This window comes from Hufsiella arboris (genome assembly GCF_009834875.1).
GTDB lineage: Bacteria > Bacteroidota > Bacteroidia > Sphingobacteriales > Sphingobacteriaceae > Hufsiella_A > Hufsiella_A arboris.
Map to the genome: position 1 here is coordinate 183,317 of NZ_WVHT01000007.1, position 14,039 is coordinate 197,355.

A 14,039-nucleotide genomic window follows, 5' to 3' on the forward strand; every position below is an offset into this window, starting at 1 on the left:
GGCTTGCACTTGCACCCGCACTTATCTCCTGGATTGTTGAGGGAAATTTAGCTAGCAATCGCTCAACGTTTTGTAACAAATGTAACCGGCAGATACGATTTTTTCAAAATCGCTGATAGTCAGTTTATTGCGAAATTAACGCTGACACTTTGCGCGCTGGGCTGCCATTATGCGCCGACAGGCGTCAGTTTACGCCAGATCGTAAGCGTTCAAAACGCGTATGAACAAGAAAAATACGATTGAGGCACAAGCCAGGCAGCGCATTGTTCGGGCGCCAAGAGTTGCGCCGGCAGGGCGATACTGAGCGGATGAAGTTGAAAAGTTCTGTCATAACAGGCATTAAGAAAATCTCCGCTCCATCTTCCCTTAAGCTTAAGCCAGGGGCGGGCCAGACAGCGATTATAAAAGATCGCTTAAATTAATATCTTTAAAAAATATAGAGTTTCCCTTGACATTCCGCATCGTTTTGCAATTATATGAACATACGTTTTAAATTATTAGTCGCTTTTTTTCTCTCACTAAATTTTTCTTCCTTACTGGCGCAAAAAATTGATACCTCGCCCTTAGACGCTTATTGGAAAATGGTGGAACCCCTGAAGCATGGGGATTCGCTGGCTGTTGACGACTGGAACAAATTTCTAAATATTGAAGCTAACCATATTTACGTTGACAACCAGGGATTTGATAAGAACTATTTGGAACGGCTGAGGAAAAATATCCAGTTCGTTTACATGCCTAAATACGATAGCCTTTTACAGTCGAGGTTAATAGCGATTAAAAAAGACCCGGCGTCTTATTGGATGACCTATAAAGTTTATGTGTACAAAGAATATGAAAAGGAACTGAAGAATTACGAAAAACAGCTTTCAAACCCATCTTACCTGGATTCTATATATAAAAATGCTTTTAACTGGCTTCCACGGAACCTTCAAAAAAAAGATACAACGGTCAATATTCAATTTCTGGGAATAGAAAATGACGCGATAGCAGGCGGAGGTACCGTAATTGCTACTTTATGGACCGCATATAACCAGGATAAGCTGAAAGAAGGGATACTTGGAGGACATGAAATGCACCATGTGTTGCGTAAAGGAAAGGCCTTCGAACATGTAGCTGATAACGAAAACGGCATTATGTATTTTCTTAATGGTGTTTTGAATGAAGGTACTGCAGATATGATCGATAAGTCATACGAACTTTTGCATGAAAAAGAATTGCCAATGGAATTCCAGTTTTCTGATTTTGAGCTGTTCCAGGCCGACAGCATTGTCAGGCAGGTTGACACGATCTTGCTGGATATGGCAGATTCGAAAGGTGAAAAGTTTAAGACAGAGAAAGAATTCCGGAATTTAATCAGGTGGACAAGCGGACACTGCCCTGGCTATTATATGGCCGACATAATTGTGCGAAATGGTTTTAAGACAAATATGTTAGCAAGTATCCAAAACCCGTTTGCATTTATTTATCTCTACAATAAGGCTGCCGCCAGGGACAGTCAGAAGCCACCCGTGTTTTCAAAGAAATCGATAACCTATATTAAAGGAATGGAGAAAAAATACCGGCCGAAGAACTAGCAGTATAAACTAAAAAGCTTTATTATTTTTTCATTGCGATAAGAAAACCTGACAGAGCTAATAAAAAAGCTACATCCTGCAACTTCAATTTTAAAATCCTGTAAGCGTTTTTTTTGTGATATTTTACAGTATTGACCGATATATCCAGTAGTTCTGCGATTTCATGATTTTTCGCACCCTTTAAGCTGTGCAACAGCACCTTCCTGCATTGATCATTGAGATTTTCCTGGATTGATTTTAAGATCAGCCGGTAAGCATCTTCTTCTATGGCTAACTGTTGGAAATAGATTTCATTGTCTTTTTCTGCTATCTCTTCCTGAACATATTTTTCCCTAACCTTTAAACTGCGCAGGTAGTTCAATGCCTTATTTCGCGCGGTGGAATACAAATAGGATTTAATCGCCTCTTCATTTCTGATCGTATCCTGTTTATCGAGCATCGATACAAAAGTATCTTGCGCAAGATCGACGGCTGCATCATAATCATTGGTAATGCGTTGAATGAAGGTTACAACCGACCCGAAATACGCGCTGTAAGTTTTTTTAAAGCTGTTAAGATTGGAGGTTTTTTTTTCAAAACCAATGCTCACCGTCATCTACACTAAATAGTAAAATTATCCCCATATAAACCATTTATTTTCCAAGAAGATTGTAAATGAGCTGGCCAATATATTGCTAATTTTTAAATATTCAATCTGTAAATAAAAATTAGGGCCATTTATATTTCGAATCGAACAAAAATGCCTGCCGGAAATAAATTTCTACAATTTTTTATTTCTCATACTACCCACTTTCTTTTTGCCGGTGTCTTAGTGATTGTTAGCGGAAAGTTAACTAAGTAAGAAATTACTATGAAACATCAACATATGTCAGATTTTCGGTTAAGTGAGCTTCTTGCGCGCAAGGTGCTTGGTTCAATTACTGAGAAGGAAACAGCGGAGCTTGAGCAATGGGTTAACTTAAACGCCGATAACAGGCAGTTTTATAACCAATTCATGGCTCAGTCATCCATAGGAAAGAGGTTTGAGCGCCACGAAGAATTCGATATAAATGAACACTGGAATCAGTTTGTTCAACGGGCTGGCAACAGAGAACATAAAGCATCTCGGTCGCTGAGTATTTTAATTAAATATGCAGCAATTATTGCGCTTCCGGTTTTGATTGGAGCTGCGGTTTATCTCACGGTCTTTAATAAAAAGGATGTCCCGAATTCACAAGCTTTTTCAAATAAGGCTCCGGCAGGCATTGTGCTTTATACATCAACGGGAGAAAAGATCAACCTGGATGATGCAAGTAAAATAGAAAACGGTGTAGTTGTTAAAGATAAGGATACAAAGGAGTTGGTTTATGATGCTACCGCGTCTGTAAAAGATCAGTACCACACAATCATCGTCCCTGCTCAGCGCGACTTTAAGATTCAGCTTGCCGATGGGTCAACCGTTTGGTTAAACGCAGGAACAACTTTCACTTACCCGGTCGCCTTCAACGGAAACATCCGCCAGGTTCAGTTAGATGGTGAGGCTTTCTTCGATATTAAGCACAATGAGAAACAGCCGTTCCTGGTAAAAACAAACGGGATCAATGTAGAAGATATCGGCACCTCGTTCAATGTAAAATCTTATAAAGCAGAATCAAAAACAACCACCACGTTAGTTAGCGGTAAAGCAAAAATGACAGATCCGGCGAACGTGTCGGCTACAGCACTTTTGGAACCGGGTTTTCAGTCGTCTTACATTACCGGCAGCGGTCAAATGCAGGTAAGGGAAGTTGATGTAAATCCAGCAATAGCGTGGAAAGAAGGCCGATTTGATTTTGAAGATCAGGCTCTCGGAGAGATCATGTCGGATCTGGGCAGATGGTATGGAGCGGAAGTTGAATTTGAAAATGAACAGCTCAGAAAGGTTCGTTTTAAGGGCTCGGTCAGCAAAACAGATTCTTTTGAACGTATTGCCAATATCCTTGAAGGAACAGGAAAGGTAAAGATCAGCGTAGCTGGCAATAAAATTTATGTAAAATAAAACGAGAAGTGCGGTCACACTTCCCGTCAATTAGAATGTGTGCGAACGGCGTCGGTCAACGTATTTCGCACTGTTAACTACTTAACTATACGAAAGTATGAATAAAAAACGAAAACGGTTCTTCCCGGTAACGGGGAGAAGAAAACTTCTATTTCGAACGATGAAATTAACCACCTTGCTGATCCTCGCTGTAACCATGCAGCTTTCGGCAACTGTTTACTCTCAGTCAGCTAACGTAAGTTTGAAGGTTAAGCATGCTGATCTGGAAACTGTTTTGCGAAAGCTCGAAAAAAGTTCGCAGTATAGTTTTTTTTATAGCGTAGATGATGTCGCTTCTGAAAAGAAGATAGATCTGGATATAAAAGACCAGCCCCTTGGCCAGGTATTATCAACAGTGCTTAGCGATTACAACCTGGTTTACTCTATCAATAATAACCTGATTGTATTAAAACATGACGCGGAAAAAAGTATTCGTCCGCTGAAAAGCGAAGCAAGCAGGCCGGTGAAAATCATAAGAGGTACGGTTACCAGTGCGGAAGATCATGCACCGATGCCGGGTGTCAGTGTTTTTGTAAAAGGTAATCCTTCAGCCGGAACAAGCACTGATGCGAAAGGTAATTTCCAGTTATCGGTATCAGACGATGCAAAAATCCTGACGTTCAGCATGGCAGGATATAAAACCCGAGAGATCGCTATTACTGATCAGGGCAGCTTTAATGTTGAAATGTCAATTGAGGTAAAAGAGCTGAAAGATGTCGTTGTTACCGGGTATCAAAAAGTAGATAAACGGACGTTTACAGGTTCTGTAGGAAAGATCGGCGCCGACAAAATTCAGCAGCTTGCATTACCTGATGTTGGGAAAATGTTGCAGGGACAGGTTGCCGGTGTGAGTGTTGAAATACCTTCATCCACCTTCGGCTCAAAACCTAAAATACGTATCCGCGGCAGCTCATCGATCAGTGGTAACAAGGAGCCCTTATGGGTCGTCGACGGTGTAGTTCTGGATGAGATTGTGAATATTAACCCTAACCAGTTGTATAGCGGTGATGCCTCCGATCTTTTAAGTTCAGCTATCAGCGGACTAAACCCGAGCGATATCGCGGATATCCAGGTTTTAAAGGACGCTTCCGCGACAGCGATGTACGGTACACAGGCCGTAAATGGTGTGATCGTTATCACCACAAAAAGGGGTAGAAAGGGCGCGATGTCCGTTAATTACCGGAATAATTCTACGCTTACTATTAAGCCGACAATCCTGGATTTTAACGTGCTTAATTCTAAGCAGCGAATGGAATTTTCTGAGGATTATTACCTGAAAAATCCTGATGCGCTTGTGAATTTTAACAGTTCATATGGTGCTTACGGATCGCTGTATTCGCAGTGGTCGAAAAAACAGATCACTGATGACCGATTCGATCAGCTGATGAGAGAAGACAAAATGCAGAATACCGATTGGTTTAAGGAACTGTTTCATAACTCGCTAGCCCAGGAACATAGTTTAAGCCTTTCGGGAGGTACAGACCAGGCGCAATATTATACTTCTGTATCCCTGTATAATGACAACGGTCAAACGGATGGTCAGAATACACACCGGTATACCGCCAACATGAACGCAACGTTCAATATTAACAAGAGGCTTACAATCAGTCCTACGCTTTACATGTCGGCACGTAATCAGCGTGTTTTCGGAACAGCCGATGCTTATACGGATAATGGCATCACTTCACGGGAGTTCGACCTGAACCCTTACTCGTATGCGATGAGCACGAGCCGTGCAATGCGGCCGTTTGACAAAGCGGGTAACTACGAATATTACTTAAACAATTACGTACCGTTCAATGTCCTGCAAGAGCTTCAGAACAATTTTGTCGATATGAAAACGCGTGAGCTCAAGCTGCAGGCGGATGTGGGATTGAAGCTATCGAAAAATTTAACTTACAGCGGGCTTGTTTCGGGCAGGCTGACAACCGCAGCGAGCGATCATAGTATTACCGAACGTTCCAATACCGCTCAGGCTTACCGCGAAGTATCAGACAATCTTGAAGTACGGAACGGAAATCCTTATTTATTTAACGATCCAAACGATGTTGATCAATACCCGATCTCTGTTCTGCCGCGCGGAGGTATTTTGATCATGAATGAAACCCGTGGTACTTTTTATACAGTCCGGAACTCACTGAACTGGAAACCTACTATCGGGAAGGACCATGTATTTGATATACTTGCAGGTACTGAACTCCGTCATAAAGACTATGAAAATACCTATACGAAAGGATATGGTTATGAATTTTATCGTGGCCGCAGTGCATCGCCAGATTACCGCGCCGTGCAGCGCGACCTGCTTTCGGGTTCGTCGTATTACGGCTTCACAACCTCGGTAAACAACGAGTTCTCATATTTCGCAAACACAGCCTATACATATCTCGACAGGTATAACTTCTCAGTTTCTCTTCGATCTGACGGCTCAAACCGACTTGGCAAAACACAGCGGTTTAAGTTCCTCCCAACATGGCAGGCCGGAACAAGCTGGAATCTCGACAGGGAAAATTTTCTTTCAGAGCTGAGCTGGCTTGATATCCTGAAATTACGCGCATCGTATGGTTTAAGAGGTAATATCGGTGGTATCGGTAGCTCCGAAATGCTTGTTTATTATGGAAAAACAAACCGCCTTGACGTTGATACAGATGAACCGACACTCTACGTAGTTGCTCCCGATAATCCAAACCTGCGTTGGGAAAAGGAACATATTTTAAACGTCGGCCTTGATTTTGGATTTTTCAATAAGCTAAATGGCTCGATCGAATATTATGACCGTAGAGAGTATGACCAGATCGGCTCAATACCGGCATCAATGGTTACCGGCTTTGCCAATAAAAATGTGAATTGGGCCAGTATGAAAAATTCTGGTTTGGAGTTGACGCTTAACTTTACGACACCGGTTGTTAAAAACCTGAGCTGGAACACGGTACTGACCTGGGGCTACAACAAGAACACCGTTCTCGATGCATTCTTTAACCAAACTGTTTTACAAGCCACGGGTGACGCCGGCAGCGCCCAGGTGGGACGGCCGCTGAATGGTTTGTATTCTTTCAGGTTTGCCGGGCTGGATGGAGAGGGCCTTCCTTTATTTTACGATGAAAAAGGAGAGAAAACATCGCTGATAAATCGCTATTCGACCGATATGAGCCTGTTGAAATACGAAGGCAGCCGCGACCCGCTTGCGTCGGGTGGTTTTACGAATACTTTCCGATATAAGGCATTTAGTTTGTCGATGCTCCTTACTTACTCTTATGGAAATAAAATCCGCCTGCTTCCTTTTTACCAGGCTTATTACGATGACGTAAATGCGCTGAGCCAGGACCTGGCAAACCGCTGGACGACACCGGGCGATGAAATCTACACAAATGTGCCACGTATACTCGACCAGGAAACATATGACAGCTGGAGACTTCAAAACGCGGACCCGGTTACCAGTTACAACCGGAGTACCATCCGCGTGGCCGACGGCTCGTATGTGCGCTTAAAGAATGTCAGCCTTGGTTATAACCTGCCGAAACGCCTGATTACTAAAGCAGGGATAAAAAACGCGCAATTCCAGGTGCAGGGCCAGAACCTCCACGTTTGGGCCGACGCGAAGTTGAACGGACAAGATCCGGAATCATTGCTTGGCGGAACCAATGTGCCTATGACAAAAACTGTAGCATTTAGTCTTTCTGTAGATTTTTAAACGAATAATAATGAATAAGAAAAGCCCATATCTGCTGATTGCTTTATTCCTGCTTACTGCGATTTTCTCCGGCTGTAAAAAATATTTGAGCGAAGTGCCTGACGCGAGGGTAAGTCCGCAGTCGGTTGAAGATTACCAGGCGATGGTAGTTAACGCGTATCCTGAGGCATATTACCTGTTTACGGAATTTATGACAGACAACTTCAGATACTATGATTACACCAGTTTCAATCAGCCCAGCCTAGTCAGCTGGATCAAGCCGCTGTATACCTGGTCCGACGGCTACGACCAAAATCTGCCTATCGGGCCGGAAAAGGCATGGAATAGCTATTATAATAAGATATATAACGCAAATGTGGTGATCGAGGGGTTAAGTAAACTTCCGGAAGAGTCAGACTTGAAACGTTCGGTATTGGGTGAAGCTTATTTGATCCGTGCTTATTGCCACTTTATGCTGGTGAATATTTTTGCAAAACACTATGATCCGGCGACAGCTGCAGCAGATCCGGGGGTTCCATACCAGCTTGGCACAGGTGATGCGCAGCAGGAAAACTTTCCACGTCAGTCGGTCGCCGATGTTTACAGCAAGATCGAAGCAGATCTGCTAAAAGGAGCAGACATGGTAAACGATAAACTAGTTACGGAGCCTGGATATCATTTTCAGAAAGCTTCCGCTTACGCATTTTTATCCCGGGTTAAATTATATGAAGGCGACTGGGCCGGCTGTATTGACGCTTCAAACAAAGCGCTTGCGCTAAATTCTTCTGTCCGTGACCTGATTGCCGACTATAACAACTACATCCCGAATAAAAATGAGTTCTACAACTTTTCGCTGGATTATGGCTCGGTAACCAAATCCAACAACTTACTGGTTGCGCAATCGGCAACCTACAACGGGTACGCCTCGTCGGGTTTTTACGCGAATGAGTTTAAACAGCTTTACCTTAACCAGGATTACCGCGGAAAGATTTTCGTGATAAGTTCGAATACATCGCCTAACTGGAAAATGCTTAAGCTTTCAGGGCAGCAGTCATCGAACGTGGTACTTTTCTCAGTAGAGGAGGTGTTGCTGAACCAAGCGGAAGCATATGTGCGCTCTTTAAAACCTGATTATAATGCCGCTATCACTGATCTGAATAAGATTTTGATCAAGCGTTACAGTCCGTTTACAGCCTTGACAGCCGCTCAATTCTCAGCCACCGGAACGCTCAGCGACTTGTTGCTGCAAAGAGTTTACACGGAAAGAAGGCTCGAGCTGGCATACGAAGGTTACCGATGGTTCGATATTAAACGCCTGAAACTACCAGTTACCCACAGCACGGGATCAGGCACTGAAACGCTGTCTTCCGGGGACCTGCGCTACGCCATTCAAATTCCATTCAGGGAACTGACTATTAACAAAGCCATTGTTCCTAACCCCAGATAAGACATGAAATTAATTGAACATTTGATCACAATTTAAATGAAACAGTTTTTTAAGCTATCCTTCATTCTTGCACTCACGGCGCTGGCATTGCCTGCTTGTAAGACCGAGGATCCAATTGTGCTTGACACACCAGCGCCAAGGCCGATACCTACCGATCCAACCGACCTTAAGGTTTATGAACTGGAAGGTAAATACCGGTCGAAATTCATTTATAAATGGGACCGCCGGTATTTCGGCAACGATGTTGTGATCGCACCGCCCAACTATGATAATGTGCTTTACTACCTGGATTTTTTAGAAAAAATATGGGCTATACCTTATGATATGCAGGTAGATAATTTCATGCTTAAAAACATGCCAAAAGAAGTGGTACTCGTTGGTACCACAATGAAGTATGAATCTGGTGATGAGGTTGGTTTTAACGCCGCCGGTTTGGCTATATCCTCTTCCCGGATTATCCTGACAGACCTAAACAATTTTAAGCCTACCGACAAAGTTTGGCTAATCAACAGCGGGATGAGCTGGATGAAGGAACAGGCGAAAACCATGCATCACGAGTTCGCCCACGTTCTGGATAAATTATACGGGCGACCAAAGGGTTTTGATAATGTATCAAAAGGCCTGTATGCCGGAAGCAGCCGTTTTGACCAATATAGCCTGGCAGAAGCAAATTCCCGTGGTTTTTGGATTCCCTACGGAATGTCAAATGAAGCGGAAGACTTTGCCACGATGGTGGAGGGTATCCTTTCTATGCAAAAGGCTGACTACCTGGCAACGATAAAAGGAAACGCTTTGCTCGAAAAAAAGTATGCCATGGTTTACGATTATTATAAAGCTCTGGGAATAGATATACATATACTTCAGGTGAATGTAGATCAGGCGATTACAGGTTATCATATTGGAAATTAATACGTTATGAAAGAAATTAAACACTATATTTTGTGGCTTCTTTTAGGAGTATTGGCTACTGGATGTCAAAAAGAAGCAGGCAGCTTAATTCCGGATGACTTGCCCCGGATGGACGAAATTTGCGCCAGCTACAATAAAACTTTGCAGGAAGCAGACAAGGGCTGGCTAATTGAATACACACCCGCGGTGGGTACAGGGGCTTTCAACATGCACATGACATTTAAGGGTGATACGGTTCATATGGAATCTGATTACTATATAAACAGCACCGAGGACTACCGCCAGCAGTCAAATGTCCATTACAGAGTTTCAGGTGTTGTTTTGCCGGAAATTACTTTCGAAACGTATAGCGTTTTTGCAAGGTTATATGAGCGGGCCTCGGGTAATTTTGAATTTGAAATAAAACCGGATAGTTCAGGCGGATTTTGGCTCAACCCTATTCATTTAGCTGATAAAGGCGTTAGGTTTCATTTGATAAAAGCTACTGATGAAAGTTTAAAGGTTTTCAAAGCAAAGGTTGACATGCAGAGCGAAATCCGCCAGTTCGTGCTGGATCCGACTATGAAGTATTTCCGCCAGATTGATCTTAAAGATATTGCGAATAATAAGCTCCAGGCAACAGCGGTTTTCCAGTCACGCACCAACAGTATTTTACTGGTTTACCAGAAAGACGGGCAGACACAAGTAGACTCGTATCCATATAAATTAGCCGCTGACGGGATTGAGTTGACAAAACCGATAAATGTAGGTAATCAGCAGTTAAGTGCTTTGCATTTCGGTACCCGGCAAACAAACGGAGTTTACCCAATCGGCGACGCCGCAAAAGGTATTAGCGGGACACTTACACCTGTAGATACCGCCTTGTATAGTAATAAAGGCGTGGGTGCTGCTTTAATGGACGGCCAGGTGCAATATGAGATCAGCGGGGTAAGTCAGCTGGTGAGTGATGATTATTATAGAAAGCTACTGTTACTGAACGGATACTACACCACTCAGTTATACTTTAACTGGACAACGCAAAGCGGCGATATAAATCAGAATTTATATACGGCAGTGGAAACGTTTGATGGCGGGGCGACCTATGATTTTCATAGTTATTATTTAAAGCCAACGATAAAAGACGAGGATAAACTGTTTTATCAATTCCTGACTTTTAAAACCACTGTCGCAAGCGGATTTTCAGGGCCTAAAATTTACACCGATCCTTTCGTAACCAAAGTTCTTTTGGATCCCAAAGGGCTGACGGTGGTGCCCGCAGCTAGCGGTGTCTTCACACTCATTTCCAGATCTGATAGCCGCTATTGGTTTACAGTCACGTTGAGAAACAGAAAAGAGAATACAGTAAATGAATAATTAATTCGGCTAGCCGATCATCAATTAAGTTTGATAAAAAGATATATGATAAAGCGTTTGTTAATGTTAGGGGCTGTCCTGTGCTCTGCCACTTTAGGTATGGCACAGACAAGCGGCCCAATTTTAAGCTATACTTTTAATGAAGTGGCGGTTAACCCGGCCTACATCGGTGCTTATGAAGGCTTTACCGCAGGTTTAAATGCCCGAAAACAATCCCTTAACGTGGAGGGAGCTCCCTCAGCGCAGCGAATGAATATCGCCATGCCTCTGGGAAATACAAAAGGTTCTGTAGGACTTCTTTTAAATAATAACAGTTTCGGAGTGACCAGCCAGTTAGATGTAATGGCTCAATATTCTTACAAACTGCAGCTCAGTAACGGATCCCTTTACTTTGGTTTGCAAGGCGGCGGGGAATCATTGAAAGAAAGCAATGAAGATCTGTTGATAAAAGACCAGGAAACGACCGGCTTGTTTGCTAACACCAGCCGGGCATTTGCCTTTAACGCAGGGTTTGGGATGTACTACGATGGTGATAAATATTATATTGGACTATCAGCCCCGCAGTTCTTCTACAATTCATTCAAAGGCAATGAAGTAACCTCCCAGCTGTTTGACAAAAATATGTTCCGGACGTATCTGGCAGCTGGATATACCTTTGCAACCAGTCAGGGTATGAAGCTGCGGCCGTCCGGATTAGTTTGCTACCAGGCAAGCGGTTCAGTAAATGCCGAGGGTGTGTTAACGGCCCTTTTCATGGATGATACGTTCTGGATCGGCGCCCTTTACCGTACAAGCCAGGAAGCAGGACTGAATATCGGATTTAAGATCCAGAAACTTATCGGCCTTAACTATTCGTTCGGCGCTGGTACGGGCGAGCTTTCGCAACAAGCCGGCACCACGCATGAACTCGGACTGCGACTCTCCATTCCAGCGAAAAAGAATTAAAACACGGCCCAAATCACCACATTAATGAAAATGAAAAAAATATTCTGCCTGTTAATAATCACCTTTACATCATTCGGAGCATTTGCGCAGTTTACCGACGATAACATTAATAACACGCTTGTATGGAAAGGACCCAATCAGCAAACGAGCATTAAAGCCAGTACGCATCCCGACGGGTCGACGTATTTCACCTATATTTCTTTCGAAAATACACCGATTCCTCCGGCGACAGGAGCGATGCAGGTACTTTATCTTCAGTGTTTAAGCAAAAACGGTGTTCTGAAATGGCCGGGCAAAGGGTTGGTTATCAGCGACAAGCCTACCGGTTCTGCCAGTGATGATTACTCGATGGCCGGAACGGACGATGATGGCACGCTGGCGATCTTCAAGGATTTTAGAAAGTTCCGTCCACGCCCCGGGGCGATGGGCTATTATTTCAGCGATGTTTATGTATACAAATATGCCGCTGACGGCTCGCCAACGTGGGGCGCAGAAGGTAAAAAGTTAAATACCAGCAGGGGAGGTATTGAATGTTCGGCTCCGAGGCTGGCGCTTTACCCAGGTAACGTAGCCCTGGCAAACTGGACCGATTATAACGAGGCGAAAAATACCGGGGCCATCCTGGTAAAAAAAGTGTCAGCTACTGACGGGAAGATTCTGGCGGCTGACTCGATCTTTTCATCCTCTGTCGATACCAATTATGTGATCAATAACTTTAAAACAAACCGGTTCTCTAACGGCAATTACCTGGCGACTTATATGTTTAAGTCAGGCGGAACGGGCTTTAACTTACCATCGCAGTTTCATGCTATGGGCTATGACGCTAACTTAAAACGCTTATGGAAAACGCCGATTTTTACAGGTAAAGGGATTAGTATAGGCGGAGATTATATGACAGTGGCCGATGACAAGGGTGGAGTTTATATTCTTTTCGGGTACCTTTCACCTGTTCTGCAAAAACCAAGTATTCGTGTGCAGCATATCCGGAGTGACGGCAAGTTGAGTTATAAGAAAGATCTGTCTATTTCGACGGATACCTTACACCGGCAATTCGGTACCCCGGTGGCTTATTATAATAAAGAAAAGTCGTGCTTATCGGTATATTACGCGTCAGTGGACCTTGCTTATAAAAATGAAATGATCGAATTCCAGGAGTTTAACGATCGCGGATACCTCAGAGCAGATACAGGGAAGGTTTTGATAAATGCACCTGCTAATGCATCTATTCTACCGACTAAGGCAATCCCGCAACCAGGTGGCCAAACGATTTTGTTTTACCAGGATAACCAAACCAATACCAAAATCAAAGCTATACGTTACACCAATGAGAAAAAACCTATTTATGAAAAGCTCATTTCCAACTATCATCCTGACCTCGGTAAAACCAGTTTAAAAGGTTCTATCAACGTGGGTGATCCGGTAAACAACCAGGTCGTAGCTGTCTGGAGCGATACAAGGGTCGGAGCGATTTATTCCGGAGATATCTATGCACAAAACATGCTGCTGGATGGCCGGCTCGGAAACCAGGGGGTGCTCGACGTAAGTCCCACTAAGTTGACGATGACCGTCGGCGATACTATTACACTCAAAAGCCTCGTGCAGCCGCTGAATTTAGGCCTTCATGCGGTTTATAAATCAGACTACCCGGGACTGGTTAGCGTTGATCAGTATGGAAATGTGAAAGCTCAGGCTTATGGAAACGCCGTAATAACAGTTACGGCCTTCGAAGGAGCTCAATCTATTCAAATACCGGTACAAGTGCTTGACACGCCGCACGATAAAAATTCCTTACAAGTTTTTACGGCGTTCTCACCGAATAACGACGGCGCGAATGATGTTTTCTATATCCAGAATATCGAAAAGTTTGGCGGTAACCACCTGACTGTGTTTGACGCGTCGGGCCGGAAGCATTATGAGGCAACAGACTATAACAACACCTGGGATGCGACGGCAAGTACCGGGCCGTATAAAGGAAGCAAAATACCACAAGGAACTTACTATTATGTATTGGAACTGTCTAACGGAAATTCTCGAAAAGGATTTGTGGTAATTAAATATTAACAGTGCAAGTCGGAGTAACGGTCATTA

The 14,039-nt window shown here is 43.5% G+C and carries 9 protein-coding genes; 8 read left to right on the top strand and 1 reads right to left on the bottom strand.

Translation table 11 applies throughout. The annotated features are described in order from the left end of the window. The first annotated feature begins 476 nt into the window (after nucleotides 1–476). Nucleotides 477–1,574, top strand: coding sequence for a DUF5700 domain-containing putative Zn-dependent protease (locus GS399_RS15280; protein WP_160845511.1), 1,098 nt, complete (start codon nucleotides 477–479; stop codon nucleotides 1,572–1,574). A gap of 22 nt (nucleotides 1,575–1,596) precedes the next feature. Here GS399_RS15280 and GS399_RS15285 read toward each other — a convergent pair whose 3' ends face one another. Next, nucleotides 1,597–2,169 carry a sigma-70 family RNA polymerase sigma factor gene (locus tag GS399_RS15285; RefSeq protein WP_160845512.1) on the bottom strand — a complete coding sequence of 191 codons (573 nt, stop codon included), beginning with the start codon at nucleotides 2,167–2,169 and terminating at the stop codon, nucleotides 1,597–1,599. Between the two features lie 255 nt (nucleotides 2,170–2,424). Between GS399_RS15285 and GS399_RS15290 the strand changes: the two genes are divergently transcribed. The 7 genes from GS399_RS15290 to GS399_RS21195 all read left to right on the top strand — a co-directional run bounded on the left by GS399_RS15290 (nucleotide 2,425) and on the right by GS399_RS21195 (nucleotide 14,012). After that, nucleotides 2,425–3,591: a FecR family protein gene (locus GS399_RS15290; protein ID WP_160845513.1), complete on the top strand. Its 1,167-nt coding sequence runs from the start codon at nucleotides 2,425–2,427 to the stop codon at nucleotides 3,589–3,591. Nucleotides 3,592–3,688: 97 nt separating this feature from the next. Then, complete coding sequence (locus tag GS399_RS15295) at nucleotides 3,689–7,318, top strand: SusC/RagA family TonB-linked outer membrane protein (RefSeq protein ID WP_160845514.1); 3,630 nt, start codon at nucleotides 3,689–3,691, stop codon at nucleotides 7,316–7,318. 10 nt (nucleotides 7,319–7,328) lie between these two features. Then, nucleotides 7,329–8,744, top strand: a complete 1,416-nt coding sequence (locus GS399_RS15300) for a RagB/SusD family nutrient uptake outer membrane protein (RefSeq protein WP_160845515.1) — start codon at nucleotides 7,329–7,331, stop codon at nucleotides 8,742–8,744. 36 nt (nucleotides 8,745–8,780) lie between these two features. Continuing rightward, nucleotides 8,781–9,653, top strand: coding sequence for a substrate import-associated zinc metallohydrolase lipoprotein (locus tag GS399_RS15305; RefSeq protein ID WP_160845516.1), 873 nt, complete (start codon nucleotides 8,781–8,783; stop codon nucleotides 9,651–9,653). Nucleotides 9,654–9,659: 6 nt separating this feature from the next. Further along, nucleotides 9,660–11,006 carry a DUF4302 domain-containing protein gene (locus GS399_RS15310; RefSeq protein WP_160845517.1) on the top strand — a complete coding sequence of 449 codons (1,347 nt, stop codon included), beginning with the start codon at nucleotides 9,660–9,662 and terminating at the stop codon, nucleotides 11,004–11,006. Nucleotides 11,007–11,051: 45 nt separating this feature from the next. Beyond that, nucleotides 11,052–11,951 (top strand): PorP/SprF family type IX secretion system membrane protein, encoded by a 900-nt coding sequence (locus tag GS399_RS15315; RefSeq protein WP_255491688.1) that lies wholly within the window; start codon nucleotides 11,052–11,054, stop codon nucleotides 11,949–11,951. A gap of 1,497 nt (nucleotides 11,952–13,448) precedes the next feature. Next, complete coding sequence (locus GS399_RS21195) at nucleotides 13,449–14,012, top strand: T9SS type B sorting domain-containing protein (protein WP_439649253.1); 564 nt, start codon at nucleotides 13,449–13,451, stop codon at nucleotides 14,010–14,012. Nucleotides 14,013–14,039: the final 27 nt, after the last annotated feature.